This window comes from Pseudomonas sp. RIT288, from assembly GCF_000631985.1.
Lineage (GTDB): Bacteria > Pseudomonadota > Gammaproteobacteria > Pseudomonadales > Pseudomonadaceae > Aquipseudomonas.
In genome coordinates this window covers 457,109-483,416 of sequence record NZ_JFYN01000034.1, presented here as the reverse complement: position 1 = coordinate 483,416, position 26,308 = coordinate 457,109, and the positions used below count along the sequence as shown (strand labels likewise).

Here is a 26,308-nt window from a genome sequence, read left to right as displayed (position 1 = left end):
CTTCGGACAGGCCGCTTTTGAGAAAAAGCGGCCTTTTTTGTGGGCGTTTGAAAGCTTCAGGAAACAGAGGCTCGCCACAGGGCTGCGTGTTTAAGCGGATTTGGCCATGATCAGCCCCGTCTCACTCGCCGCCTCAAGGCGGATCGCAATGAACTTCGATGTCGGCGTATGGCTGCCATCCCCGGTGCTTTCCAGCGGCACCAGCGGATTCACTTCCGGATAGTAAGCCGCCGCCTGACCGGCAGGAATATCAAACGCCAGCAAGGTAAAACCCTTCACCCGACGCTCACGACCATCGTCCCACAGCGACACGATGTCCGCCTTCTGCCCTGGGCGGAAGCCCAGGCGAATGATGTCGGCCTCGTTGGCGAACAGCACGTCGCGCTGGCCCTTGACCCCACGATAACGGTCGTCTAGGCCATAAATCGTGGTGTTGTACTGATCGTGGGAGCGCATCGATTGCAGGATCAGGTCCGGCAGTTGCCCGGTGGCGCGGGTGCGCTCGTGTACCAGATCCTTGGGCAGCGTGTTCGCGCGGAAATTGGCCCGGCCCGATGGAGTGTTCCACTTGCGCGCGCCAGCACTGTTGCCGAGGTAGAAACCGCCCGGGTTCTTGACCTTCTCGTTGAAATCCTTGAAGCCCGGAATGGTGTCGGCAATCAGGTCGCGGATGCGCCGGTAATCGGCCACCAGCCAGTTCCAGTCCACCGGTTTGCTGCCCAGCGTGGCAGCGGCGATCCCGGCGATGATCGACGGTTCCGAGCGCATCTGGTTCGACAGCGGCTGCAACTGGCCGTTGGAGGCGTGGACCATGCTGAACGAGTCTTCCACGGTGACCGCCTGCGGGCCTTCGCTCTGGATATCGATGTCGGTACGGCCCAGGCACGGCAGGATCAGCGCGTTTTTACCGTGGGCCAGATGGCTGCGGTTGAGCTTGGTGCTGATCTGCACGGTCAGGTCGCAATTGCTCAGCGCCGCGAAGGTGCGCGGGCTGTCCGGCGTGGCCTGGGCGAAGTTGCCGCCCAGACCGATGAAGACCTTGGCGCGGCCCTCGGCCATGGCGTGGATCGCCTCGACCACGTTGTGCCCGTTGTCACGCGGCACCTTGAACTGGAAACGCCGCTCAAGAGAATCGAGGAACGCCACTGGCGGACGCTCGTTGATACCCATGGTGCGGTCGCCCTGCACGTTACTGTGACCGCGCACCGGACACAGGCCAGCGCCGGGTTTGCCGACGTTGCCGCGCAGCAGCATCAGGTTGGCGATTTCCTGGATGGTCGGCACCGAGTGGCGATGCTGGGTGATGCCCATTGCCCAGCACATGATCACGTTCTTGCCTTTGGCGTACATGCGCGCCGCTTGCTCGATCTCGACCAGGGTCAGGCCGGACTGCGCGACGATTTGCTCCCAAGGCGTGTCATCGACCACGCCGAGATACTCCAGCACGTTGGTGCTGTGCGCATTGAGGAAATCATGATCGAACACCGCAGGCTCACCGGCCTTCTGCGCATCGCGCTCCCACTGCAGGAGGAACTTGGCCATGCCGCGCAGCACCGCCATGTCGCCGCCCAGTGCCGGACGGAAGTACGCAGTATTGGTCGGTTTGTCGCCGTTGGTGAGCATTTCGATCGGGTGCTGCGGGTGCTGGAAACGTTCCAGGCCACGTTCTTTCAGCGGGTTGATACACACCACTTGCGCGCCGCGCTTCACCGCTTCACGCAGCGGTTCGAGCATCCGCGGATGATTGGTGCCGGGGTTTTGGCCCCAGACGAAAATCGCGTCGGCGTGTTCGAAGTCGTCGAAGGTTACGGTGCCTTTGCCGACGCCAACGCTTTGCGCCAACGCCACACCACTGGCCTCGTGGCACATGTTCGAGCAGTCCGGGAAGTTGTTGGTGCCGTAGGCGCGCACGAACAGCTGATACAGGTACGCCGCTTCGTTGCTGGCACGACCCGAGGTGTAGAACTCGGCCTGGTCGGGGCTCGACAGCGCTTGCAGGTGCTTGCCGATCAGGGCGAAGGCATCGTCCCAGGCGATGGGTTTGTAGCGGTCGGTCTCGGCGTCGTAGACCATCGGCTCGGTCAGGCGGCCCTGATATTCAAGCCAGTAGTCGCTCTGCTCCAGCAACGAAGTGACGCTGTGTCTGGCGAAGAACTTGCCGTCCACCCGACGCTTGGTCGCTTCCCAGTTCACCGCTTTGGCGCCGTTCTCGCAGAACTTGACCATGCCGCTCTCCGGCGAATCGCCCCAGGCGCAGCCCGGGCAGTCGAAACCGCCGTTCTGGTTGGTCTTGAGCATCATGCGCAGGTTTTTCAGTGCGTTGTCGCTGGTCAACCAGGCCTGGGCCACACTGATCAGGGCACCCCAGCCGCCGGCTGCACCTTTGTAAGGTTTGTAGCGCGGGACAGGTTTCTGGTCGGCTTGATGATGTTGGCTCACGCTTGATTCTCCATCGCTGGGCTGTAGACCCGCGGCGCATTCTTCTGCGGCAGGTGGATGAGATTGAGGTTGTGGCGACGGGCCCATTGCACGGCAAGGCCCGTGGGCGCGGACAGGCTGACCAGAGTCTGGATGCCGGCGCGTAAAACTTTCTGGATCAATTCGAGACTGCAACGGCTGGTGACAATCGCCAGGCCGCCTTCGGTGGAAATTTTCTGGCGGATCAGCCCGCCAATCAGTTTGTCGAGGGCGTTGTGCCGGCCGATGTCTTCACGGCCCAGCAGCAATTCACCGCTGGCGTTCATGAACACCGCCGCGTGGACCGCGCCGCAGTGCTGACCGAGCGGCTGGAACGCGCCGATGCGCTGGCGCAGACCGTCGAGCCATGCGGCGGGCGGCAACGGTGCGCCGGGCAGCACTTTGAGGTCGGGCAAGGCCTGTTCCACCGCCTCGACGCCGCACAGCCCGCAACCGCTGGTGCCGGCCAGTTGTCGGCGCTGTTGCTTGAGGTTCCAGAACGCGCGATTGGCGATGGTCACTTGCGCGTATTGCGCCGAGCCGGCGCCGGTCAGTTGCAGGTCATAAATGTCGCTGGCGTCTTCGATGATGCCGCTGCCGAGGCTGAAACCGACTATGAAATCTTCCAGATCCGTCGGCGTCACCAGCATCACCGCCTGACTGATGCCGTTGTAGGCGATCGCCAACGCGACTTCCTCGGCGAGCGCGGTGCTGGCCGACTCCACGAGGGGCAGATCGCTATAGCTGTAAGTCTGGCTGGCGGCGGGCGCGGGCGTTTCGAGTGCAGGCGCCGCGCAAGTTGGGCGCTTGGCGTTCATGGCATCACCGACGGATTGATCAACGTTAAGACTAGGCGCGGCAACTTGTCGCGTCTAATCGCTACTGTCGATCTATTGATAGATGCCGTCGATCAAGGCGACGTCGGTGATTCCCGATACAGCGCAAAACAGGCCTCGGCCAACGCTGAGCGCGGCGCACCGCGACGCATGATCAGGCCCAGTGGCGCGAGGGTTTGGGCGTTTTCGATCGGTTGCAGGCGCAGGTGATCGGTGAGTTTTTCCAGACCGCCTTCCAGCGGCATTACCGCGCAGCAGAAGCCGCCGTGCACAGCTTGTAACAACTGATGCACGGCATCGGTTTGCAGCAGCGGCAGCGGGGTCAGACCCCGGCTGTGGAAGTTGTGGTCGATGGACTGACGGAAATGCATGCCGCTGGTGAGCATGCCCAATGGCAGCTCGATCAGCGACTCCCAGCTCAACGCGGCCTCGCCGAAGCTGAAAGAGCGCTGATCGTACAGCAGGCCCATGCGCGTCTCGCTGAAGGCCAGCGACTCGAAACGTTCGTGATCCAGCCGGTCGAGGTACGACACGCCGAGGTCGATGCGGTTGTTCGCCAGGTGTTCGAGGATCTGCTCGGAGCTCAGCGCCGACAGTTCGAAGCGCAGGTCAGGGTGCGAGCCGTGCAGGCGTTGCATCAGTGGCAGTGGATCGAAGCTCGACAGCGGCACCACCCCCAGGCGCAGCGTGCCGATCAGGTTGCCGCGACAGGCCGCCGCTTCCGCCTGCAAACCGTCGTAAGCCGCCAGCACCGAACGGGCCCACGCCAGCACCCGCTCGCCCGGCGCGGTAAACCCTTCGAAGCGCTGGCCGCGATTGACCAGCGGCAGATCGAGTTCTTCTTCGAGGCTGCGCAGGCGCATCGAAAGAGTCGGCTGAGTGATGTGGCAGCGCGCGGCAGCCTGGCCGAAGTGGCGAGTCTCGTCGAGGGCGATGAGGAATTTCAGCTGCTTGATGTCCATCTTCGCTCCGGAGGGTGTTGGCGGGGGTGGGCGATTCTAGCGCTTGCGTGGGGATAGGGTCATTGGTCGGGCCGGAACCGGGTTCGGCAAAGGTGGTCTAGGCTTTGACGTCTGGAATCCCAATCAAGGAGTGTGCGCTATGAGTCTGTTGAGCTTTGTGAAAGAGGCCGGTGAAAAGCTGATCGACCTGCTGACCCCAGGTAATGCCAATGCCAGTGAGCAGTTGAAGGAACATATCAGCAAGGTCGGATTGGGCAATCCGAATGTTCAGGCAACCGTGGACGGCGACAAGGTCACCGTTACCGGTGAAGTAGCGAGCCAGGAGGAGAAGGAAAAAATTCTGCTGGCGGTGGGTAACATCGAAGGCGTGGGCAGTGTTGATGATCAGATCACGGTGACCGGGCCGGTTGTGGCTGCGGCACGTTTTGTCGTGGTGAAAAAAGGCGACACCCTCAGTGCGATTTCCCTCGCGGTGTATGGTAATGCCAACCAGTACAACAAGATTTTCGAAGCCAACAAACCGCTGCTCAAGGATGTGAACAAAATCTATCCAGGCCAGACCCTGCGTATCCCTGAGTAACACAACACCCTGTAGGAGCTGCCGAAGGCTGCGATCTTTTGATCTTGTTTTTTAAACAATCAAAGTCAAAAGATCGCAGCCTTCGGCAGCTCCTACAGGAAATCAGAGTTCCCGGATCAAATCGCGGTAGTCTTCAACCGCCGCAAACTCGGCGGTGTCCTTCGGCCCTTTGCGACTGTCCGGCTCTTTGACCGCCAGCAAATGCGCCACACCGAAGCGCTGTGCACTACGCAGAATCGGCAACGTATCGTCGATGAACAGACTGCGTGCCGGATCAAAATCGATATCCGCCTGCAAGGCATCCCAGAACTGCGGGTTCTCCTTGGGATAACCGTAATCGTGGGAGCTGATCAGCCTCTCGAAATAAGGTGCCAGTTCGATCCGCTCCAGTTTCAGCGACAGCGAATCCCGGTGCGCATTGGTGATCATGATCACCCGTTTGCCGGCGCTTTTAATCGCTTGCAGAAACGTGTCGGCATCCGCACGCAGCGCGATCAGGTGTGCGGTTTCCAGTTTCAGTTCACGCACCGAGAGCTTCAGCTCGGCACTCCAGAAATCCAGGCAATACCACTGCAGTTGCCCGGCATGGCGCTCGAACAGCGGCTGCAACTCCATCTCGGCCATGGCCCGGCTCACCCCGTGCAGTTCGGCGTAGCGTTGCGGCAGGTGTTCCAGCCAGAAATGGTTGTCGAAGTGCAGATCCAGCAACGTACCGTCCATGTCCAGCAGGACGGTATCGATGTCAGACCACGGTAAAGAAGGCATGGCAACGTCTCGAGCGGTAGAAAGATATCCGACACAAACAATCGGGGAAGCCGCGTTATAGTAGCGCGTTCACGCCAAGGAGCTTTGCATGCGCCAGAAACCCACTGTACTCGCCCGCGAGATCGTCGCCACCAGTCGTCTGTTTTGCGTCGAAGAACTGAAGCTGCGTTTTTCCAATGGTGTGGAACGCACTTACGAGCGTCTGGTCGGCAAAGGCGCGGGTTATGGCGCGGTAATGATTGTGGCGATGCTCGACAGCGAACACGCGGTGTTGGTCGAGGAATACTGCGGCGGCACTGACGAGTACGAACTGTCCCTGCCCAAAGGCTTGATCGAGCCGGGCGAGGATGTACTGGCAGCAGCCGAGCGCGAGCTCAAGGAGGAGGCTGGTTTCGGTGCGCGCCAACTGGAGCATCTGACCGAGTTGTCGTTATCGCCCGGTTACATGAGCCAGAAGATCCAGGTGGTGCTGGCCACCGATCTGTACGAGGAGCGTCTGGAGGGCGACGAGCCCGAGCCGATGCGCGTCGACAAGGTCAACCTGCGTGAACTGGCGGCGCTGGCGCAAAACCCGCAATTTACCGAAGGCCGTGCTCTGGCGGCGTTGTATCTGGCTCGTGATCTGCTGACGCAGCGCGGGTTCTTTCAGTCATGAGTGAGATGTCGATGAATTTTTCCCATCCTTTGATGGCGCCAGTGGTTGAGCTGGCATTGCGGGCTGGCGAGGCGATCCTGCCGTTTTGGCGTTCTGGCGTGGAGGTCACCGCCAAGTCCGATGATTCACCAGTGACCGCAGCAGACATGGCCGCGCATCACGTGATTGTCGCCGGGCTGACCGCGCTGGACTCCAGTATTCCGATTCTGTCCGAGGAAGACGCCAACATCCCGCAGAGCGTGCGCGCCGGGTGGCAGCGCTGGTGGTTGGTGGACCCGCTGGATGGCACCAAGGAGTTCATCAGCGGCAGTGAAGAGTTCACCGTCAACATCGCCCTGATCGAAAACGGTCGGGTGGTGTTTGGCGTGGTGTCGATGCCGACCAATGGCCGCTTCTATGTCGGCGGAGCCGGTCTCGGCGCGTGGCGTGGGGACAAAGGTGGTTCGCCGGTGACGATTCAGGTGCGTGATGTGCCGGCCCCCGGTGAAGCGTTCACCGTGGTGGCGAGCCGTCGGCACTCCAGCCCGGAGCAAGAGCGTCTGCTCGCCGGTTTGAGCGCCAGCCTGGGTGAGTTGCAACTGGCGAATATCGGCAGTTCGCTGAAGTTTTGTCTGTTGGCTGAAGGGGCAGCGGATTGCTATCCACGATTGGCGCCGACTTCGCAGTGGGATACCGCGGCCGCGCAGGGCGTACTCGAAGGTGCCGGCGGCGAGGTGCTGGATCTGCAGGGCGAAGCGTTCTGTTATCCGGCGCGGGAATCGCTGCTCAATGCGTTCTTTCTGGCGCTGCCGGCGAAAGCGGCTTGGCGTTCAAGACTGTTGGAGCTGGCTCGCTCCTGAGATCAAAAGATCGCAGCCTGCGGCAGCTCCTACAGAGGATTTCGTATCTCCCTGTAGGAGCTGCCGAAGGCTGCGATCTTCTGCTTCAGCGGTGCAGAACGTATTGCCCGCTGAACGTCACAGCATCTTCATCACTCCCGGCGTTGACGATCCGCGTAGTGAGCGTCAACCGTGCCCGCCCATAACGCTGATACATCGCCAGAAACTTCTTCCAGACCGCCACTTCCGGTGCCGGACAGATTGCTCTGGCATCCCCGGTCACAGGCAGCGGATAGCTGATCTGGCCTTCCTGAATCACGATGTGCCCGTCTTCGATGCCTTCTTCCTTCAGGCGCAGATGCAGCCAGCCCCAACCCGCCAGCACTGCGCCGCAGTAGAGACTGCCGCCGAACATGGTGCTCTTGTGATTGACGTTCGGCTCGAGCGGCAAGTGCAGACTCAACTGCTGCTCGTGCCAGGCGAGGACCTTGAGGCCCATCTCGCGGGTCAGGGGAATGTCGTGATGCAGCACCGATTCCAGATAGCGGCTGTCGCGGCTCATTCGGCTTCATCTCCATGGGCGCCACTGTCGGCGAAATTCAAGCCGTGCTTGCGCAGTTTGTCGTGCAGGGTCTTGCGCGGAATTCCCAGGGCTTCGGCGAGGCTGCGCACCGAACTGTGGGGGCGCGCCAGCTCAGCGGCAATCAACGACTTCTCGAAGTTTTCCACCTGCTCGCTGAGCCCGCCACTGATGACTTCCACGGTGGTGCCGCCTTCGCCTCCACTGTTATCCAGCGCCAGTTCCAGACCGAGGGCGAAACGCTCGGCAGCGTTCTGCAGTTCGCGCACGTTGCCCGGCCAGGTGTGGCGCAACAGCAAGGCGCGTTGCGCCGGTTGCAGTTCGTGGGGCGGCAAGCCATGCCGGGCACTGGCTTCATCGGCGTAGTGCTGGAACAGCACCAGCGCATCTTCGCCGCGTTCGCGCAGCGGCGGAATGCGCAATGGGGCGACGTTCAGGCGGTAGTACAAGTCAGCGCGGAAGCGCCCTTGATCAGCGGCCTGACGCAAGTCTTCCTTGGTCGCGGCGATGACGCGGATGTCCAGCGGGATCAACTGATTGCCACCCAGACGTTCGACCACACGCTCTTGCAGCATGCGCAGCAATTTCACCTGCACGTCCATGCTCATGCTTTCGATTTCGTCGAGGAACAGCGTACCGCCGTTGGCGAACTCGAACTTGCCGATCCGGCGTTTCTGGGCGCCAGTGAACGCGCCCGGCTCATGCCCGAACAGCTCGCTTTCGACCACGGATTCGGCCAGTGCCCCGGCGTTGATCGCCACGAACGGGCCGTTGCGCCGGCTCGACAAGTCGTGCAGCGCACGGGCCACGACTTCCTTGCCTGCGCCGGTCTCTCCGAGGATCAACACGTCGGCCTTGGTCGCCGCCAGCGCGCCGATCTGCTCGCGCAGGCGCAGCATCGGCGCCGAATGGCCGACCAGGCGTGCGCTCAGTTCGTTGCGATCGCTCAGGGCGAGGCGCAGGCTGCGGTTGTCCAGCACCAGTCGGCGCAGGGCCAGGGCGCGGCGCACGCTGTCGAGCAGCGCGTCACTGGCGAACGGTTTTTCCAGAAAGTCATAGGCGCCGGCACGCATCGCCTGCACCGCCAGCGGCACGTCACCGTGACCAGTGATCAGCAGCACCGGCAGCTCCGGATCCTGAGCGTGCAATTCGCTCAACAGTTCCAGGCCGTCCATGCCCGGCATGCGGATGTCGCTGACCACCACGCCGGGCCAGTCACGCTCCAGTTGCCCGGCCAGACCTTTGGCTTCGGACAGCGGGAGGATTTTCAGCCCGGCCAGGTCCAGGGTCTGGCCGAGGGCCTGACGCAGGTGCGGATCGTCATCGATCAACACCACCTCAATGCGATTGTCGATGGTCATGCACTTCGATCCTCGGACGGTTGCAGGCTGACCCCGGGCGCGCCGGCACGCAGCCGCAGGGTGATCAAGGCGCCACCTTGCTTGTGGTTGGCGAACGACAGTTCACCCCCGAAGGCGCGCATCAGGGTTTCACAGATCGCCAGCCCCAGGCCAAGGCCCTGAGTGCGGGTCTTGGTGGTGTAGAAGGGCTCGCTGGCGCGGCCGAGGGCTTCCATGCAAAAGCCCGGGCCGTTGTCGCGAATGTACAGATTGACGCCCTCGGCGGTGGATTCGGCACTCAGCCACAGTTTGCGCGGCGGGCCTTTTTCGGTCAGCGCATCGAGGGCGTTGGCCAGCAGGTTGCCGAGCACCTGACGCAGACGGGTTTCCCCGGCCTCGACCCACAGCGTGGCGGCGGGCAGGTCGCGGATCAGCTCGACTTCCATGCTGCGGCGCCGTTTGGCCAGCAATGCCAATGCATCATCCAGCGCCGGTTGCAGGGCCACGCTTTCCGGAGCATGGCGGTCGCGGCGGGCGAAGGCACGCAGGTGGGCGATGATCGAGGCCATGCGCCCGGTCAGTTCGCTGATCAATTTCAGGTTGCCGCGAGCATCGTCGGTGCGTTGATGATCGAGCAGCACTTCGGCGTTTTCCGCGTAACTGCGAATCGCCGCCAGCGGCTGATTGAGTTCGTGGCTGATACTCGCCGACATCGTGCCCAGCGCCGAGAGTTTACCGGCCTGGACCAGATCGTCCTGGGCGCGCACCAGTTCCTGCTGAGCCTGTTCGCGCTCCAGCACTTCCTGCTTGAGGCGGCGGTTGAGGCCTTCCAGATCACTGGTCCGCTCGGCCACCCGACCTTCCAGTTCACGACGGGCCTTGGCCTCGAAGGCGATGCGTTCCAGGTAATGCCGACGGCGCTGCATCATCAGCCCAAGCAACAGCATCACCACCAACAGCGTGGCGCCGCCGATCGCCACCACGGTGCGCACTGGGCGGTCGATCAGCGTGCGCGGGGCAAGAATACTGACGCTCCAGCCGGTTTCGGCGATATTGACGGTTTGGGTCAGCCAGGCGCTGTCGCTGAGGTTCAGCGGACGCGGCTCGCGGGTCGGATAGGGCAGGATGGCGGTGATCGCCGAGCGCTCGGTGTCGCTCAAGATACGGGTCGAGCGAAAGCGCCACTCCGGGCGCGAGGTGAGAATCACCACGCCGTTGTGGTCGGTCACCAACAGTTGTTCCGGGGTTTTGCCCCACAGGCTTTCGGTGTGGTCGAGATCGACTTTGATCACCAGCACGCCGATGATTTTTTCGCCGTTGCGCACCGCCGCGGCGAAGAAATAACCGCGTTTGGCCGAAGTAGTGCCGAGGCCGAAGAAGCGGCCCAGACGTCCGGCCATGGCTTCGCTGAAATACGGACGGAAAGCGAAATTGCGCCCGACGAAGCTGTCATGTTTGTCCCAGTTTGACGCCGCCAGAGTCTGGCCGCTGGTGTCCATCAGGTACATGACTTCGGCGCCGGTCTGCGCCGCGATGTTTTTCAGCAGGCGGTTGGCGTTGCCTTGGGTGACGCCGTCGTCCGGTGCCCCGAGCACGGCGCGCAGGGCCGGCAAATCGCCGAGAATCTGCGGCAATACTTCGTAGCGGTGCAGGGTGCCCAGCAGGTTGGCGACGTAGAGATCGAGGGTCTGGCGGTTTTGTCCGGCCAGTTCACTGCGGTAATAGCGCTCGGCCAGATGCTCAAGCGGCCATAGCAGCGGCGCAAGACACAGGGCCAGCAGGGCGAGGCTGCGCCAGCGGGGTCTGCGGGGAAGGGTAGGTTTCATGAGCCGGATGCGCCTGAGTGAACAGGCGCATTATGCCTAGGCTCAGGCGAAGACGTCAGCGTCCTTGAGCAGCGCACCGGCCTGATCCTTGGCCGACAGCTTCGGCGCTTCGTCCAGTTGCCAGTCGATGCCCAGAGCAGGGTCGTCCCAGCGAATGCTGCGCTCGGACGACGGATCGTAGTAGTTGGTGGTCTTGTAGAGGAATTCGGCGAACTCGCTCAGCACCACGAAACCGTGGGCAAAGCCTTCCGGAACCCACAATTGACGGTGGTTTTCAGCCGACAGTCGCACGGCGACCCACTTGCCGAAGTGCGGCGAGCTGCGACGGATGTCCACGGCCACATCAAGCACTTCACCGACCGTTACCCGGACCAGTTTGCCCTGGGTATTCTGCAGCTGGTAATGCAAACCGCGCAGCACGCCTTTCTGCGAGCGCGAATGGTTGTCTTGAACGAATTGAGTGTCCAGACCGGTTGCATCCTGGAATGCCTTGGCGTTGAAACTCTCGTAGAAGAAGCCGCGCTCGTCACCAAATACCTTGGGTTCGATGATCAGAACACCGGGCAGATCGGTGGTGATTACATTCATGAGGTTTTTCCAGATAGGTGTGAATGGCCGACATTCTTGCGCAAAACGCTAGCGGATGCGAGCACTTGAATATCGCCGGTCGGGGGTTGCGCATCGACTGCAGCAATGGCGATATAGGCGCCTAATAAAATTTCAGGGGTCGTTCCATGCCGCTCGCCACGTTGATTCATCGCGCCAGTTTGCCCAGCCCGCAGGTCTCCCAGGCGCAGGCCCGACAGTGGTTGGCCGAGCATTACGGGCTCAGCGGCACGCTACAGGCGCTGGGCAGTCAGCAAGACCTCAATTATCGGGTCGACAGTGAACGTGGGCGCTTTGTCCTGAAAATCTGCCGGGGTGATTACGCGCTGGTGGAGTTGCAGGCCCAACATGCGGGCCTCAAGTACCTCGCCGAGCATTCGTCGGTGCACGTACCCAAGGTGATCTCGGCCAATAACGGCGAGGACCTGTTATCGCTGCAGGCCAACGGCGAGCCGGTGCACGTGCGGCTGCTGGAGTACATCGAAGGCCAGCCGCTGACCCATCTTGAGCATTTGGGGCATGACGTGGTGGCCGGGTTCGGTCAGTTGTGTGGCGAGATGGATCTGGCGCTGGCCAGCTTCGATCATCCGGGTCTCGAGCGTGCGCTGCAATGGGACGCGCGCCACGCCAGTGCGCTGATCAACCACCTGCTGCCGGTGATCAAGGATGAACGCCAGCGTGCCCTGATCGCTGCCGCCGCCGAACAGGCCGAACGTCGCTTGCAGCCGTTGCAGGACAAGCTGCCGGTGCAGGCGATCCACATGGACATCACTGACGATAACGCTGTCTGGCAACGCGATGCCAAGCGTCATTGGCAATTGCAGGGTGTGATCGACTTCGGTGATCTGGTGCGCACCTGGCGCATCACCGATCTGTCGGTGACGTGCGCGGCGCTGCTGCACCATGCCGGCGGTGATCCGTTTGTGATTCTGCCGGCGGTGCAGGCCTATCACGCAGTCAATCCGCTGCAACATGAGGAGTTGCTGGCGTTGTGGCCGTTGATCGTGGCGCGGGCGGCGGTGCTGGTACTCAGTGGCGAGCAGCAGGTCAGCATCGATCCGGGCAACACCTACAGCCGCGACAACCTTGGCCACGAATGGGAAATTTTCCACGTGGCCACTTCTGTACCGCTGGCGCTGATGGAAGCGGCGATCCTCACGGCGGTCGGCCAGCCCCTGCCAGCCATCGGTAGTGAAGGCTTTGCACCGCTGTTGCCGGAGTTGGTCGGGCGGGAGTTCGCGCTGATCGATCTTGGCGTCCTGAGTCCGCATTTCGAGGCGGGCAACTGGGAGCAGCAGGGCATCGATCAACGGCTGCTGACTGAAGCCGCTGCCGCGCATGGCCTGGCAGCGAGTCGTTACGGGCAATATCGCTTGTCGCAGACGCGTCCCGACAGTGCCGTCGAACCGGAGACGTTCCCGCTGCACGTTGAGTTGCGCGTACCGCAGGGGGCGGCGGTGGAAGCACCGTTTGCCGGTGTGCTGCATCACGTGGCGGATGGAGTGCTGCAACTCGACGGCCCACAGCTCAGCGTGAGCCTGTGGGGCGTGAACGCCTCGTTGCACAGCGGCGCGGCGCTGGTCAAAGGTCAGGTGCTGGGTGCGGTCAGCGGCCCGTTGATTGTGCAGTTGAGCCGCGTTGCATCACTGGATGCGCCACTGTTCTGCAGTCCCGCGCGCGCTGCAGCTTGGCAGGCCTTGTGCCCATCGCCAGCCACTCTGCTGGGGCTGGCCTGCGATGCCGAACCGGAGCTGGACGCCAAAACCTTGCTTGAGCGGCGCGACGCCAGTTTCGCCCGCACGCAAAAACATTATTACGTCGATCCGCCGCGCATCGAGCGTGGCTGGCGTAATCACCTGATCGACATGCAGGGCCGCTCCTACCTCGACATGCTCAACAACGTCGCGGTGCTCGGTCATGGCCATCCGCGCATGGCGCAGGTGGCAGCGCGGCAGTGGTCGCTGCTCAACACCAATTCACGTTTCAACTATGCGGCGGTGGCGGAGTTCTCTGAACGCTTGCTGAAGCTGGCGCCGGAAGGCATGGACCGGGTGTTTCTGGTCAACAGTGGCAGCGAGGCCAACGACCTGGCGGTTCGTCTGGCGTGGGCCTACAGCGGCGGCTGCGACATGCTCAGCGTGCTTGAGGCTTATCACGGCTGGACGGTCGGCGCCGATGCGGTGTCGACGTCGGTTGCCGACAACCCGCGAGCGCTGGAAAGCCGCCCGGACTGGGTGCACCCGGTGACCGCGCCGAACATCTATCGCGGTGAATTCCGTGGCCTGGATTCTGCGCCGCACTATGTGCGCAGCGTCGAAGCGCAACTGGCGCATATCGCCGCACAACAGCGCCAATTGGCCGGTTTCATCTGTGAACCGGTGTATGGCAACGCCGGTGGTATCTCGCTACCGCCAACGTATCTGAAACAGGTTTACGCACTGGTGCGTGCCCAGGGAGGGGTGTGCATCGCCGATGAAGTACAGGTCGGTTACGGACGCATGGGCCACTTCTTCTGGGGTTTCGAAGAACAGGGCGTGGTGCCGGACATCATCACCATGGCCAAGGGCATGGGCAACGGCCAGCCGCTCGGCGCCGTCATCACGCGGCGGGAAATCGCCGAGGCGCTGGAAGCTGAAGGCTATTTCTTCTCGTCGGCCGGCGGCAGTCCGGTGAGCTGCCAGGTCGGTATGGCGGTGCTGGATGTGATGGAAGAAGAAAAGCTCTGGGAAAACGCCAAGGTGGTTGGCGGGCATTTCAAGGCACGCCTGGAGGCATTGATCGATAAACACCCGCTGGTGGGCGCGGTGCATGGTTCCGGGTTCTATCTGGGGGTAGAGCTGATCCGCAACCGCGAGACGCTGGAGCCGGCCACCGAGGAAACCACGTTGTTGTGCGATCGCCTGCGGGAGCTGGGAATCTTCATGCAACCGACCGGGGATGACCTGAACATTCTCAAGATCAAACCGCCGATGGTCACCTCGCGGCGCAGTGTCGACTTCTTTGTCGACATGCTGGATCGCGTGCTCGGGGAAGGCCTCTAAAATCAGACCCCTGTAGGAGCTGCCGCACGCTGCGATCTTTTGATCTGGCTTTTCAAAATCAAAAGATCGCAGCCTGCGGCAGCTCCTACAGCGATTCAGATTTATATCGATAATTGAACTGTGATTTTAGATGTCTGGATGTTTGTTTGCTTTTAATGCCGATATTTATCGGTTATAAAGTCGTCATTGCTTTGCAACCCTTCGACGGTTCCCTGGAGTCCTGATCCGATGACCACTTTGAAAAGTACCCCGCGTGACGATGGCTTCTACATGCCGGCCGAGTGGGCGCCGCAGACCCAGACCTGGATGATCTGGCCTGAGCGTCCAGACAACTGGCGCCTGGGTGGCAAGCCGGCGCAGGCCGCGCACGTTGCAGTGGCCAAGGCCATCGCCCGTTTCGAACCGGTGACGGTTGCCGTGTCGGCCGGTCAGTATGAGAACGCTCGCGCACGCCTCGACCTGCCGAATATCCGCGTGGTCGAGATGTCCAGCGATGACGCCTGGGTGCGTGATACCGGCCCGACGTTCGTCATCAACAACAGTGGCGAAGTGCGCGGTGTGAACTGGGACTTCAACTCTTGGGGCGGCTTTGAGGGCGGTCTGTATTCGCCGTGGAACCGTGATTCGCAGGTCGGCGGCAAGATCCTCGAAATCGAGCGCAGCCCGCGTTATCGCACCGAAGGTTTTGTGCTGGAAGGCGGCTCGATTCACGTCGACGGTGAGGGCACGCTGATCACCACCGAAGAGTGCCTGCTCAACCACAACCGCAATCCGCATCTGGGCCGCGAAGAGATCGAAGCGGTGCTTCGCGACAATCTGTCGGTGGATAAGATCATCTGGCTGCCGGATGGCCTGTTCAACGACGAAACCGACGGCCATGTGGATAACTTCTGCTGCTACGTGCGTCCGGGCGAAGTGCTGCTGGCGTGGACCGACGATCCGCAGGATCCGAACTACCCGCGCTGCCAGGCCGCAATGAACGTGCTGCAAAGCAGCACCGACGCCAAGGGCCGCCCATTCACGGTGCACAAGATGCCGATTCCGGGACCGCTGTACGCGACCGAAGAAGAGTGTGCCGGTGTCGATCCGGTGGACGGTACCCAGGAGCGCAACCCTTCCGTGCGTCTGGCCGGATCCTACGTGAACTTCCTGATCGTCAACGGCGGCATCATCGCGCCGAGTTTCGACGATCCGATGGATGCCCCTGCGCGGGAAATCCTGCAGAAGTTGTTTCCGCAGCACGAAGTGGTGATGGTACCGGGCCGTGAACTGTTACTGGGCGGTGGCAATATCCACTGCCTTACTCAACAGCAGCCAGCCCCGCACAAAGAGTGAGTTGAGACGTAACAGCTTGAGTTGATTCATAAATCGACCGGGCAACAATTAGCTTGCCATACATGCAAACAAGCCCGCGGCCCTGTTGGACCGCGGGCTTGTTTGTATCCGCCTGTCGACAAACAGGAAACCTTGGCATAGCTCTTGTATCGGACAAAGTGCACTAGGGAGAGGGGGGGAGCTTCAACAGTTCTGTCATAAACCTTGGATAACTTAGCCGCTGACGAAAGGGGAGAGAGCGCTGAAATGAACGCCGAAGTGAACGTAGTCAGCGAGCGGACTTTGCATCCCATGGCCGTAAACGGCGAATCGCTCCAGATTGTCGCGCACTTTTTGAAATCCAACGGAACGCGTCAGATCAGGGAACCTGATCCGCGCCGGATGATGATCGAGCGCTACCCCGCTGGCCTGTTCAGCGAGGCTGAGCTGGAAGCGTTATGGGCTGTGATGGAAGGATAAGAAAAACAACAAGGATTGGTAAAAGCGCTGCCGGGATGGCGGCGCTTTTTTATGCACGAAACAAAACCACTGTAGGAGTGAGCCTGCTCGCGATGGCGGAGTAACAGCCAACGAATCTGTTGAATGTTAAATAGTCATCGCGAGCAGGCTCACTCCTACAGGTATTGGGTTGAATCAGAAAGAATAGGTGCCCGTCATTACAACGCTGCGCGGTGCGCCTGGCTGGATCTGATATTGGCTGGTGGCCGAGGCGTAATACTCGCGGTCGGTGATGTTGTTCAGTGCCGCGCGCAAGTCCCAGTCCTTGAAGCGGTAGCCGACCAGCGCATCCCAGCGGCCATAACCCGGTAGCACCGTGGTGTTGGCGTTGTCGGCGTAACGCTGGCCGACCAGGGTAAGACCCGTTTCGCCGTACCAGCCCATTTCCGGCTTCCAGGTCAGGAACAGGCTGCCGTTGTGTTTGGCTACGTTGTTGACGCGCTTGCCTTCCAGCCCGTTGTTGTCCTTCTCGATGGTGGTGTCTTGCACGCCGACGCCACCGCGCATGTACCAGTTGCCGACCAGTTTGCCGGTGGCGGTCAGTTCGATGCCGCGCGAGCGCTGAAGGCCGGTCATGACGGTCAGGGTCGGATCGTTCGGATCACTGGTGCGGCGGTTGTAGAGTTCCAGGTCGTAGACTGCCAGCGTGGTGCTCAAGCGATCATCCAGCCAGTCGCTTTTCACGCCGATTTCTTTCTGTCTGGTCAGCTCCGGACTCAAGTCGTTGCTATTGCCGGCAGCACCAGGGGTGATGCCGATCAGGCCGCCGCCAACGGGCGAGAAGGTCTTCGACCACGAGGCATAGAACGAATGATTCTGCAACGGCGTCCAGACAATCCCGAAGCGTGGACTGGTGCTGTGGCTGTCGCGATCCTCAGTGATGTTCTTGAGCTGGTTGGTCGACTCGATATCGAAGGTGTCGTAGCGCAGGCCGGCCAGCAGTTGCCATTGATCGTTCAGGCGCAACTGGTCCTGCACGTACACCGCGCGACTTTCGACTTCGGTGTGGCTGTCGCTGAACACCTGCATGCTGCCGGTATGACGGAGCTCGCGGTTGGGGTTGAACAGATCAAGGGACGGCACCGGCTGCGCGCCCGGGGTTCTGCCGGTCGCGGCGTTGTACAACTTCGGATCGCGGCGCTGGCTGCCGATCTCGACGCCAGTCAGCAGGCGATGCTCGAGGCCAAAGGTATCGAAACCACCTTCCAGTTCGAGGTTGTTGTAGACGTTGCGGGTGGCCAGATCCTGCTGCCAGTGCTGGCGCGCGACCTTGTTGGTTTTCGGGTCGAAGCTGGTCAGGTAGGTGTTGTCGAAATCGCTGTCGAGCTTGAATACCCCCAAGGTTTGGCGCAGTTGCCAGTTGTCGTTGATCTCATAGGTGAGTTTCGAACGCAGGGACTGCGCCTTGTCGTCGATGAAGTCGTGATCGTTGCCGTAGGTGGTGTCGCGACCGACGTCAGCCGGGCGGCCATTCACACCGGGAATGCCGCGATCCGGGGTGCGGTTGTAGCGGCTGTATTCGTATTGCACCAGCCAGTTCAGATCCGGTGTGAGCTGCCAGCTCATCGACGGCGCGAACAGCTGGCGGTTGCCGCTGACGCCGTCGCGGAAGCTGTTTTCATCCATATTGCCCATGTTCAGGCGCAGGCTGAGGTTTTCACTCGGGTCGGTGCTGAGGTCGGCGTACAAGCTGCGCAGGTCGTCGCTGCCGCCCTGGGCCTCGATGGTCGAACGACGGCCGAACTCGGGCAGCTTGCTCACGCGGTTGACGATCCCGCCCTGGCTGCCACGGCCGTAAAGTACCGCCGCCGGGCCTTTGAGCACTTCGACCCGCTCGATGTTGTGCAGGTCGCGCTTGTATTGGCTGTCGTCGCGAATGCCGTCCAGATAGAAGTCGTTGCTGGCGTCGAAGCCGCGGATGCGCAGGCTGTCGAAGCGCGTGTCGGCGCTGCTGCTGACGTTGGGAATACCACTCAGGGCGTCGCCGATGTCATGGGTGCCATAGTCGGCGACGTTCGCGGTCTTGATCGAGTCGATGGCCTGCGGCACATAACGCACCGGGGTGGAGGTGCGGGTCGCGGTGTTACTGATCTTGATACGCGGGTCCTCGGCCTGTTCTTCGGCGCTGATCGCGGTGGCAGGCAACTCGGTAGCGGAATAAGCAAAACCGCTGGACAGAAAGGCAGACAATCCAAGGGTGACGGGCGTGAGGCGGAACGGGGCAGGCATGGAAAAGCGCATCCGAAAGGGTGGGGAAATTCAAGCGCGCGAATGGTAATGCTTTGCATTTGCTTCCGTAATTTATTCCTGAATAGTTCATCTGTCAGATTGTTTCAATTTATGTCGATCTCGATACAAACTGATCAGACGATTCATTCGACCGATTCACGAAACAGTCTGAGAGTCATTCCGGCGTTTTTCCCTCAGGCGCGGAGGAATAGTCTGCTGCCATCGAATTTTCCTGATTGGTTGCCGGAGTTCTCTCATGATCCTTCACTACATTTACGACCCGTTGTGTGGTTGGTGCTACGGCGCCAAACCCCTGGTGCAAGCGGCGCAGCGAGTGCTACCGGTCGTTGCCCATGCGGGCGGAATGATGAGTGGCGCGAATCGCCAGCGTGTTTCGCCGCAACTGCGCGATTACGTCATGCCCCATGACCGGCGCATCGCCGAATACACCGGACAACCCTTTGGCGAAGCGTATTTCGAAGGTCTGCTGCGTGATCACTCGGCGGTTTTCGATTCGACGCCGCCGATCGCAGCGGTGATGGCGACAGAGGCCATCGACGGCCGTGGCCTGCAGATGCTCGGGCGTTTGCAGACGGCGCATTACGTGGAAGGACGGCGGATTGCCGATGAATCGGTACTTTTCGAACTCGCCAGTGAGTTGGGCTACGCCGAGGACACCTTTGCGGCTGCGTTTAAATCCGTTGATACGACAGCGCATGTAAAAGCCAGCCGCGCACTCTTGGCGCAACTGGGCGGCCAGGGATTTCCGACATTGGCGCTGGAGCAGGACGGGCAATTCACCTTGATCGACATCAGCCCATGGCTTGGCAAGCCCCAAGCCTTTGCTGAGTGGCTGGGGCAGGCGATTGGGGTCGAAGAGGCGGGGAAGTCCCCTGCGCTGTGCTCTATGGATGGCTGCGCCTGATCGCGCTGGATTCACTGGCTGAGCGCATTTCCGAGCAATGCGCTATCGCAAAATTTACGATTCTTAGACGATTTTTACCTATTTAAAGACGATTCTTGAAATTGACACATTATTGAGGGCGCGGCTACGATTCGGCCCAACGCCTGTGGCCAACCGCCATGACTCAAAATAATAAAAGGGCCCGACACGGTTTTACCGTGGGCGGGTCTTTTTGTTTCGGGGTGAAAAAAGAGTGCAATAGCGCCGTTTCAGCCGTTCGACACAGCGCGTTTCAACCCGTAATAAGGAAAACAAAATGTTGAACAAGCGAATCAGTCTGATCGCACTGGGGATGTTGAGTGCCACTTCGGCTATGGCTGACGGCCAGGCCGAATCCAAGGGTTTTGTAGAAGACAGCAGCCTGAAAGTGCTGCTGCGCAATGCCTACATCAATCGTGATTACAAAGACGGCAACCCGGATAAAGCCGAGTGGGGCCAGGCGGCCATCGGTACGTTCTCTTCCGGTTTCACCCAAGGCACCGTTGGTGTGGGTGTTGATGCTTTCGGTCTTTACGCACTGCGTCTGGATGGCGGCAAGGGCCGTAGCGGCGCCGGTGGTATCGACTTCTTCAAACAGGGTGACAGCGGCAACGCGGCTGACGACCTGTCCAAGGGTGGCGCTGCGGTCAAATTCCGCGTGTCCAACACCGTGCTGACCTACGGCGACCAGATGCCGGCGCTGCCGGTGCTGAACTACGACAACTCGCGTCTGCTGCCGGAAAGCTACACCGGTACCTTGATTACTTCCAAAGAGATCAAAGGCCTGCAACTGGACGCCGGTCGTTTCACTGCCGAATCGCGCAAAAGCGCAGAAGGCCGTGACAGCGGTGGTCTGAAGTCGATCAACGTATTGGGCGGTAGCTACCAGTTCACCGAACAGTTCAAGGCGGCGCTGTACGCTTCCGACGTTGAAGACGTCATGAAGAAGCAGTACGTGAACGCCAACTACGTGTTCCCGATCGACAAGGATCAGTCCCTGACCCTGGACTTCAACGGCTATCGCACCAAGCTCGACAAGTCCTACGCCGAGGCCAAGAGCACCGGCGGCCAGGACAACAAGATCTGGAGCCTGGCAGCCACATTTGCCACCGGCCCGCACTCGTTCACCGTGGCGCACCAGCGCAGCACTGGCGACAGCAACTTGGGCTACCCGTACGGCGGTTATCAGAACGCGGGTTTCCGTCAGGGCGACGGTGGCAACACCATCTACCTGGCAAACTCCTACTGGTCGGACTTCAACGCGGAAGACGAGCGCAGCTGGCAGTTGGGCTACGGCCTGGATTTCGGCGCGTTCGGCGTGCCGGGTCTGAGCTACAACTTCGCTTACGTGCGTGGCGACAACATCACCACCGACACCAGCAGTGGCGGCACCGAGCGTGAGATCTTCAACCAGGTCAAATACGTCGTGCAAAGCGGTCCGGCGAAAGACCTGAGCGTGAAACTGCGCAGCTCGATCCTGCGCGTGTCGCAGAAATCCGCCGACTACAACGGTAGCGGCAACGAAGTGCGTGTATTCGTGGACTACCCGATCAACATCTTCTGATGAACGAACCGGTGTAACAAGCATAAGAAAACCCCGACTGGCTCGGGGTTTTTTTTCGAGGTCTTTTCTGCGAAAACCGTAAAAAAACCGGGTTTTTGTCACGTAAAAGTTGTTTTGAGGCGTCTTCAAGTACCGTTTCAAACAGGGCTTTAAATGCCTGAAATTCTTTCTCATGGACGCAAATTCTCCACCTAATAGATTAGGCCGCTCAACGCAGCGGAGAATTTGGTAATGATCGTTTTGAACAGAGAAGTGGGCGAATCGCTACGGCGCGACAAATATGTCAACGTCCAGGGTGGTGACTTCAATCTCTACGGTCATTTTGCCGACTTCGTCAGACTGACCAAAAGTTGGGAAAACATGGAGCCGGACAGTTACTACGGTCAGGCCGAAGCCGGCATGCGTTACCGTCGTTACAGCGACTTCGAGTACAACCCGAAAACACGTGAATTGAAGCAACTCGAGCATCGCGCGTACGTGCAGTCGAAAGAGAACAACGCCTATGTGGGCGGTGTAGTGCGGCACTTTCAGGACTTCTCCGATGAAGTGATTACTTCGCCGGTGATGCGCAGCCTGATCGACACCGACTTCGAAGTGTACAAAAGCGTTTTGCCGGAAGAATTGCACGATGAAATCTGGCAATGCCAGATCCATCAGATTCGCATCGAGATCAAACCCGGCAAGCAACTGGAAATCACCCCGGAAGGGATTCACTGCGACGGCTATCCGTTCAGCGGCGTGCACTTCTGGGGACGCAACAATGTCGAGGGAGCGGAGAGTCGTCTTTACGACATCCACGAGCATCAATTGGCGTCGACCACCTACCAGGAAATTCTCGACACCACCTACTTCCTTGATCGCGATATGCGCCACTACGTAACCCCGGCGCGCAACACCCACACGCATGCCATGGCGTACCGGCAAATTCTGGCGATTTCCTTCTCGCGGCCCGGGACCGCTTTCGACATTGTTCGCTAATCAGATCACCCCGGTCGATGGCGTCGAGTGCTCGACGCCGGTGGTGCTGCGACGTGCCACCGCCAAGGACGCGCAGCGCATGGAGCGTTTCTTCCGGCAGTTCGACGAAGTGTCGTTCTGCGAATGGCAGGACGCCAAATGCCTGCGCGGTGTATTGATCCAGAAGACCACCACGGCCTATCTGGCCTTCGACGTCGCAGGCGAAATCGTCGGTGCGGTGCTCGGCGGCATGCTCGGCAGTCGCGGCACCATCAACCACCTCGCGGTCAGCCCGCGCTACCGCAGCCAGGGCGTCGGCCAGCGGTTGGTGGAAGCGGCGTCGTCCGACATGAAACGGGTCGGTGTATTACGGATGTTTCTGTTCGTCGACGATGCTAACCTCGCGGGCAAGCGATTCTGGACTGCCCAGGGTTTTTGCGAACCCCACGGCGAGCGGACATTTGAGAGGGATCTATGAATGAAACGTCCGGCAGTGCGCCGCTGATGGCTGCCCATCAGCCATCGCGCACGTTTGCCGAAGCCAGCCCGGTGGTGGCCGGTTATTTCACGGTGTCGTTCGTGTTCGGGCTGATGGCGGTCAATGCCGGACTGCCGATGTGGCTGCCGGTGGCGATGTGCCTGTTCGTCTACGCCGGCGCTTCGCAATTTGCCGCGCTGGCGCTGATCTCCAGTGGTGCTTCGCTGACCACCATCGTGCTGACTACGTTCCTGATCAATGCACGGCACATGCTGATGTCGGTGTACATGGCCAAGGCCCTTCGCGCACTGGGGCTGAGCCGTATGGAGCGCTGGGCTTACGCCGGTGGCCTGACCGACGAATCCTTCGCGTTTCACAGCGTCAAACTCGGCACCGGTGCGCCGGTCAACATCCGTTACCTGATCGGCTTCAACCTGTTCTGCCACACCTCTTGGGTGCTGGGCGGATTGCTGGGCGCCGTCTGCGCGCAATACGCGTCGCACCTGATCAAGTATCAGCTCGACTACGCGCTGACTGCGATGATGCTCTACGTGCTGGTGTCGCTGTGCAACACCCGCAACAAACTCATCGCCGCAGCGGCTGCCGTCGCCTGCATGGGCGCGCTGAGCCTGGTCGGTACTTCGCCGTTCAACGTATTCATCGCCACGTTTGTGGGCTGCGGAGTGGGTGTATGCCTGACCAAACGTTCCTGATCCTGGTGGTCGCGCTGATGATGGCCGTGACCTTCCTGCCACGCGCGTTGCCGCTGCAGGTCAACACCGAGCACTGGCCGCCATTCGTTGCGCGGGCGCTGGAGTACCTGCCGGTGGCGATCGTCGCTGCGATCAGCCTGACACCCTTGTTGATCAAGGATCAGCACCTGCAGCTCGATCGCCCGGAATTTTATGCAGCCATTCCGACGTTGCTATGTGCGTATTTCAGCAAAAACCTCTTTCTCAGTGTGGCGGTTGGGACGGCTGCGTACATTGCGCTCGGCTCGTTCATGTAACGGCAGATCGACCACGTCATTCAGGGCCTGCCCCGACAGGTTCGGGTTGTTCACCGCCAGACGCACTTCGAGGAAATCCTCGAATCCGGGGAAAATCGTCAGGCCGTTCTTTTGCGCGGCCTCACGAGAAACCATGCCCACTGCGTCCATCTGCGTGATCAACGACAGCGTCAGGGTTTCGCTGCACGAATAAACCATGCGTTGACCATTCTCGTGATTGCCCAGTCCGGCGTCGAGAAAACGCAGGAAACTGTGGGAATACGGACAATCTTCCGCAGGACGCACCTGAAACTTGTTGCCCAGCAACGTCAGTGGATCGTTTTCCTGCCCGCAATGGGCACCGACCACCTGCACCTGCACATCCGGCAAAACAATGCTCGGCAAACCCGGCCGCTGCGGGCCGATCAGCACCGCGAGGTCAAAGTCTTCGTTCTTCAGCTTGCTGAGGTTCTCCATCGACTCGGCATAGCTGAATTCCATCTGGTAATCGGGAAACACCTCGATCAGGCGTCCGATCATTCGGCGGTTGAAGTCAGACGACAACGTGTTGTTCAACGCGACCTTCAACGTGCGCTGGCCCGGCACCTTGAGCGCCTCGACCTTTTCTTCCATCTGTCGCGTGGCAATCAGCACTTTGTCCATGTAGGGCGTCAGCTCCGTGCCTTGCGGCGTCAGCGTCAGCCCTTTGTTGGAACGACGAAACAAGCGGAAACCGAACTGCTCTTCGACCTTGTTCAACTGCGCGGCCAGCGCTTGCACAGTCAGGCACGAATGCTCGGCTGCGGCCGACAACGAGCCGGTCTGCACGATGCGCATGAGGTTGCGTAAGGTTCTGCTATCCATGGGTAATGCCCTCTGAAGTGGGCTGGGTATTGTTGTTTACGAGACTGCCGATCCGGCGCCATATGCCGGCTATATTCCAGCACCTGAGCATAGTTGTCGCGGGTTTAGTAGCGAATTGATGTCCTCGCCGATGGCTGGAAGCTGACACAGGATCGGGATTTTTGATGATGTGGGGGTGATTGGGGTCAAGAAAAGTGCCCGATTCGGACGAGTCGGGCACTTTTTTACGCCTCGGACACATAGAGGTGTCAACCTTGGAATTTCAAGGTTCTTATTCGCATGCGAATAGATATTTTGAAAAAATTCATATATGTACTACGCTCAGCTGCGGACCAGCCAAGAAGGGCGACCATGCCTACCTCATCCCCAGCCCTCACCCCGCGTGAACAACTCGACGTCCCCGAGGCCGGGCGCGTCGCGCTGAAGTTTTTCTTCAATCTCATGGAGCGCTGGGGTTGCAACGCCGAGCAGCAGCGCACTTTACTGGGCGGCGTCGGCAACACCACGTTCTACAAGTACAAGCACCTGCCGCCGAACATTCGCCTGCCGCACGACACGCTGGAGCGCATCTCGTATCTGATGGGCATTCACAAGGCCTTGAGCATCATCTTCAGCAACAGTCGCGAGCGTGCTTATACGTGGGTCAGCAGCCCCAACACGGCTGCGCCATTCAATGGCCGGACTGCGCTGGATTACATGCTGGCGGGGAGGGTGGTCGATATCGCTGATGTGCGCCGCTACCTCGACGGGGTGCGCGGTTGAAGGCCCCGCCCCTGGCTGAGCCGCAATGGCCGAAGGCCTACCGGATCGTCAACAGCAGCTTCCCGCCCATTGCGCTGTTCGAAGACGTGCTCGACCCCGAAGACCTGGAAGTCGCCTACGCGCTGGAAGCACTGACCAACGATCGCGTGATCGAACAGGCTGGCGTACTCGCCCGTGTACGGCCCGAAGACCGACTCTCCGGCCCCGGTTCAACCCCGGTGATGGCGGCGTTTACCCACATCGGCAAAAGCAGCCGCTTCACCGACGGCACCTTCGGCGTCTACTACGCCGCCAGCAGCCAGGCCGCGGCCATCGCCGAAACCTGCTATCACCAGGAACGCTTCCTCGCGGCCACCAACCAAGCGGATCTTGAGTTGACGATGCGGACTTACATCAATCGTGTGGTTAAGCCGCTGCACGATGTTCGAGATGGTTTTGCACATTTGCATCAACCCGATCCGGAAGCCTACGGCCCATCCCAGGCATTTGCCCGACAACTGCGCGAGTCTGCATCCTGGGGACTGCTCTACAACAGCGTTCGCCTGACGGGTCACGAATGTGTTGCTGCGTTCCGCCCGCCGGCCGTGTCGATTCCGAAGCAGGGTAAGCATTTGCGTTATGTGTGGAGTGCGAGCCAGCGCAGGATTTCGTATGTGTTTGAGATCAGTCAGGTTTGAAACGCAAAAAGCCCTCGCGGTACAGCGAGGGCTTTCTTCTGGCGGTTTACGTCAATGGCTTGCTGTTGGCGCATCCAGCACTTTCACCACATCGTCGATCAGTGCCTTGCTTAACTCCTGCAGATACTGGGAGGCATAAGCATGAAGATCCGGATCGCGCGAGACTGAAGTGTCCGCAGTGAGCAATCGTGAGATGTGAAGCAAGTGGGAGGCGTGGGAAAGGGCGGTTATTACCGGAACACCACGATTCGTGCGGAACAGCGCTTGATTGGCCTGGAAGGAAAAGTGCGTAAGGCCTGGTGTTTTCAAATCGAGGTAGTCGGTCATTTCGCTTCACCTGCCGTATCCAAGGCGTGGAGTGAGGTGACCGGTGTTGCAGCGCGGCGGATTACGGATGGATCAATGGCATTCATTTGTGAACTCCCTGTATCAAATGAGAGCCGCCATTTTCGTTCTCAGGCGAAAGGGTGGCAGCTATGCGCAGGCTGAGAAACCGGAGATACAGGAACCCGGCAGACCCGAGGGTCTCCCACGCACAGCCGCCATT

At 60.3% G+C, this 26,308-nt stretch carries 25 protein-coding genes; 14 read left to right on the top strand and 11 right to left on the bottom strand.

Annotated features, from left to right (window positions below; translation table 11 throughout):
* Positions 1 to 90: 90 nt before the first annotated feature.
* The 3 genes from BW33_RS20915 to BW33_RS20905 form a co-directional block, all read right to left on the bottom strand.
* Complete coding sequence (locus tag BW33_RS20915; RefSeq protein ID WP_047600941.1) at positions 91 to 2,439, bottom strand: FdhF/YdeP family oxidoreductase; 2,349 nt, start codon at positions 2,437 to 2,439, stop codon at positions 91 to 93.
* Complete coding sequence (gene fdhD / locus BW33_RS20910) at positions 2,436 to 3,275, bottom strand: formate dehydrogenase accessory sulfurtransferase FdhD (protein ID WP_047600939.1); 840 nt, start codon at positions 3,273 to 3,275, stop codon at positions 2,436 to 2,438. Before fdhD ends, BW33_RS20915 begins: the two co-directional genes overlap by 4 nt.
* Positions 3,276 to 3,367: 92 nt before the next feature.
* The gene (locus BW33_RS20905; protein WP_047600937.1) at positions 3,368 to 4,255 is read right to left on the bottom strand and encodes a LysR family transcriptional regulator; all 888 of its coding nucleotides are present in this window, start codon (positions 4,253 to 4,255) and stop codon (positions 3,368 to 3,370) included.
* A 139-nt stretch (positions 4,256 to 4,394) separates the two neighbouring features.
* Between BW33_RS20905 and lysM the strand changes: the two genes are divergently transcribed.
* The gene (lysM, locus tag BW33_RS20900) at positions 4,395 to 4,835 is read left to right on the top strand and encodes a peptidoglycan-binding protein LysM (RefSeq protein ID WP_008080501.1); all 441 of its coding nucleotides are present in this window, start codon (positions 4,395 to 4,397) and stop codon (positions 4,833 to 4,835) included.
* A 102-nt stretch (positions 4,836 to 4,937) separates the two neighbouring features.
* Here lysM and yrfG read toward each other — a convergent pair whose 3' ends face one another.
* Positions 4,938 to 5,600 (bottom strand): GMP/IMP nucleotidase, encoded by a 663-nt coding sequence (gene yrfG, locus BW33_RS20895; RefSeq protein WP_047600935.1) that lies wholly within the window; start codon positions 5,598 to 5,600, stop codon positions 4,938 to 4,940.
* An 88-nt stretch (positions 5,601 to 5,688) separates the two neighbouring features.
* Here yrfG and nudE point away from each other — a divergent pair, with 88 nt between their 5' ends.
* On the top strand, positions 5,689 to 6,255 hold the full coding sequence (nudE, locus tag BW33_RS20890; protein WP_047600934.1) for an ADP compounds hydrolase NudE: 567 nt from the start codon (positions 5,689 to 5,691) through the stop codon (positions 6,253 to 6,255).
* Positions 6,256 to 6,260: 5 nt separating this feature from the next.
* A complete protein-coding gene (gene cysQ / locus BW33_RS20885; RefSeq protein WP_047600933.1) occupies positions 6,261 to 7,094 on the top strand; it encodes a 3'(2'),5'-bisphosphate nucleotidase CysQ in 834 nt (277 codons plus the stop codon).
* Positions 7,095 to 7,179: 85 nt separating this feature from the next.
* Here the strand turns inward: cysQ and BW33_RS20880 are convergent, their stop codons facing one another.
* From BW33_RS20880 to rfbC, 4 genes are read right to left on the bottom strand one after another with little or no spacing between them, the layout of a single operon-like run.
* The gene (locus BW33_RS20880) at positions 7,180 to 7,635 is read right to left on the bottom strand and encodes a YiiD C-terminal domain-containing protein (RefSeq protein WP_047600932.1); all 456 of its coding nucleotides are present in this window, start codon (positions 7,633 to 7,635) and stop codon (positions 7,180 to 7,182) included.
* A complete protein-coding gene (locus BW33_RS20875; RefSeq protein WP_047600931.1) occupies positions 7,632 to 9,014 on the bottom strand; it encodes a sigma-54-dependent transcriptional regulator in 1,383 nt (460 codons plus the stop codon). The genes BW33_RS20880 and BW33_RS20875 overlap by 4 nt, the downstream gene beginning before the upstream one ends.
* A complete protein-coding gene (locus tag BW33_RS20870; RefSeq protein WP_047600930.1) occupies positions 9,011 to 10,819 on the bottom strand; it encodes a sensor histidine kinase in 1,809 nt (602 codons plus the stop codon). The genes BW33_RS20875 and BW33_RS20870 overlap by 4 nt, the downstream gene beginning before the upstream one ends.
* A 42-nt stretch (positions 10,820 to 10,861) precedes the next feature.
* Complete coding sequence (gene rfbC / locus BW33_RS20865; protein ID WP_047600929.1) at positions 10,862 to 11,407, bottom strand: dTDP-4-dehydrorhamnose 3,5-epimerase; 546 nt, start codon at positions 11,405 to 11,407, stop codon at positions 10,862 to 10,864.
* A 146-nt stretch (positions 11,408 to 11,553) separates the two neighbouring features.
* On the opposite strand from rfbC, the gene BW33_RS20860 reads away from it, so the two are divergent.
* From BW33_RS20860 to BW33_RS20850, 3 genes are all read left to right on the top strand, one after another.
* On the top strand, positions 11,554 to 14,466 hold the full coding sequence (locus BW33_RS20860; protein ID WP_047600928.1) for an aminotransferase: 2,913 nt from the start codon (positions 11,554 to 11,556) through the stop codon (positions 14,464 to 14,466).
* A gap of 228 nt (positions 14,467 to 14,694) precedes the next feature.
* Entirely contained in the window at positions 14,695 to 15,801 is a 1,107-nt protein-coding gene (aguA, locus tag BW33_RS20855) for an agmatine deiminase (RefSeq protein WP_047600927.1), read from the top strand.
* Between the two features lie 246 nt (positions 15,802 to 16,047).
* A complete protein-coding gene (locus tag BW33_RS20850; RefSeq protein WP_007961849.1) occupies positions 16,048 to 16,260 on the top strand; it encodes a hypothetical protein in 213 nt (70 codons plus the stop codon).
* A gap of 174 nt (positions 16,261 to 16,434) precedes the next feature.
* Here the strand turns inward: BW33_RS20850 and BW33_RS20845 are convergent, their stop codons facing one another.
* Positions 16,435 to 18,528 (bottom strand): TonB-dependent receptor, encoded by a 2,094-nt coding sequence (locus BW33_RS20845; protein ID WP_047601086.1) that lies wholly within the window; start codon positions 18,526 to 18,528, stop codon positions 16,435 to 16,437.
* 256 nt (positions 18,529 to 18,784) lie between these two features.
* On the opposite strand from BW33_RS20845, the gene BW33_RS20840 reads away from it, so the two are divergent.
* The 6 genes from BW33_RS20840 to BW33_RS28655 all read left to right on the top strand — a co-directional run bounded on the left by BW33_RS20840 (position 18,785) and on the right by BW33_RS28655 (position 23,479).
* Positions 18,785 to 19,453 carry a DsbA family protein gene (locus BW33_RS20840; RefSeq protein ID WP_047600926.1) on the top strand — a complete coding sequence of 223 codons (669 nt, stop codon included), beginning with the start codon at positions 18,785 to 18,787 and terminating at the stop codon, positions 19,451 to 19,453.
* A gap of 295 nt (positions 19,454 to 19,748) precedes the next feature.
* The gene (locus BW33_RS20835) at positions 19,749 to 21,035 is read left to right on the top strand and encodes an OprD family porin (RefSeq protein WP_047600925.1); all 1,287 of its coding nucleotides are present in this window, start codon (positions 19,749 to 19,751) and stop codon (positions 21,033 to 21,035) included.
* A 231-nt stretch (positions 21,036 to 21,266) separates the two neighbouring features.
* Positions 21,267 to 22,013 carry a 2OG-Fe dioxygenase family protein gene (locus tag BW33_RS20830; RefSeq protein ID WP_007961854.1) on the top strand — a complete coding sequence of 249 codons (747 nt, stop codon included), beginning with the start codon at positions 21,267 to 21,269 and terminating at the stop codon, positions 22,011 to 22,013.
* A gap of 79 nt (positions 22,014 to 22,092) precedes the next feature.
* The gene (locus tag BW33_RS20825) at positions 22,093 to 22,470 is read left to right on the top strand and encodes a GNAT family N-acetyltransferase (RefSeq protein ID WP_008080517.1); all 378 of its coding nucleotides are present in this window, start codon (positions 22,093 to 22,095) and stop codon (positions 22,468 to 22,470) included.
* A complete protein-coding gene (locus tag BW33_RS20820) occupies positions 22,467 to 23,183 on the top strand; it encodes an AzlC family ABC transporter permease (RefSeq protein WP_003220701.1) in 717 nt (238 codons plus the stop codon). The genes BW33_RS20825 and BW33_RS20820 overlap by 4 nt, the downstream gene beginning before the upstream one ends.
* Positions 23,162 to 23,479, top strand: coding sequence for an AzlD domain-containing protein (locus BW33_RS28655; RefSeq protein WP_003220702.1), 318 nt, complete (start codon positions 23,162 to 23,164; stop codon positions 23,477 to 23,479). Before BW33_RS20820 ends, BW33_RS28655 begins: the two co-directional genes overlap by 22 nt.
* Here BW33_RS28655 and BW33_RS20815 read toward each other — a convergent pair.
* Positions 23,396 to 24,322: a LysR family transcriptional regulator gene (locus tag BW33_RS20815; RefSeq protein WP_007961685.1), complete on the bottom strand. Its 927-nt coding sequence runs from the start codon at positions 24,320 to 24,322 to the stop codon at positions 23,396 to 23,398. The two genes, BW33_RS28655 and BW33_RS20815, sit on opposite strands and share 84 nt — an antisense overlap.
* Before the next feature lie 351 nt (positions 24,323 to 24,673).
* Here BW33_RS20815 and BW33_RS20810 point away from each other — a divergent pair, with 351 nt between their 5' ends.
* Positions 24,674 to 25,084 (top strand): MbcA/ParS/Xre antitoxin family protein, encoded by a 411-nt coding sequence (locus BW33_RS20810; protein ID WP_007961687.1) that lies wholly within the window; start codon positions 24,674 to 24,676, stop codon positions 25,082 to 25,084.
* Positions 25,081 to 25,761, top strand: a complete 681-nt coding sequence (locus BW33_RS20805; RefSeq protein ID WP_047600923.1) for an RES family NAD+ phosphorylase — start codon at positions 25,081 to 25,083, stop codon at positions 25,759 to 25,761. The genes BW33_RS20810 and BW33_RS20805 overlap by 4 nt, the downstream gene beginning before the upstream one ends.
* A gap of 51 nt (positions 25,762 to 25,812) precedes the next feature.
* On the opposite strand, the gene BW33_RS20800 is transcribed toward BW33_RS20805, so the two are convergent.
* Positions 25,813 to 26,088 carry a DUF3077 domain-containing protein gene (locus BW33_RS20800; protein ID WP_047600922.1) on the bottom strand — a complete coding sequence of 92 codons (276 nt, stop codon included), beginning with the start codon at positions 26,086 to 26,088 and terminating at the stop codon, positions 25,813 to 25,815.
* Between the last annotated feature and the right edge of the window lie 220 nt (positions 26,089 to 26,308).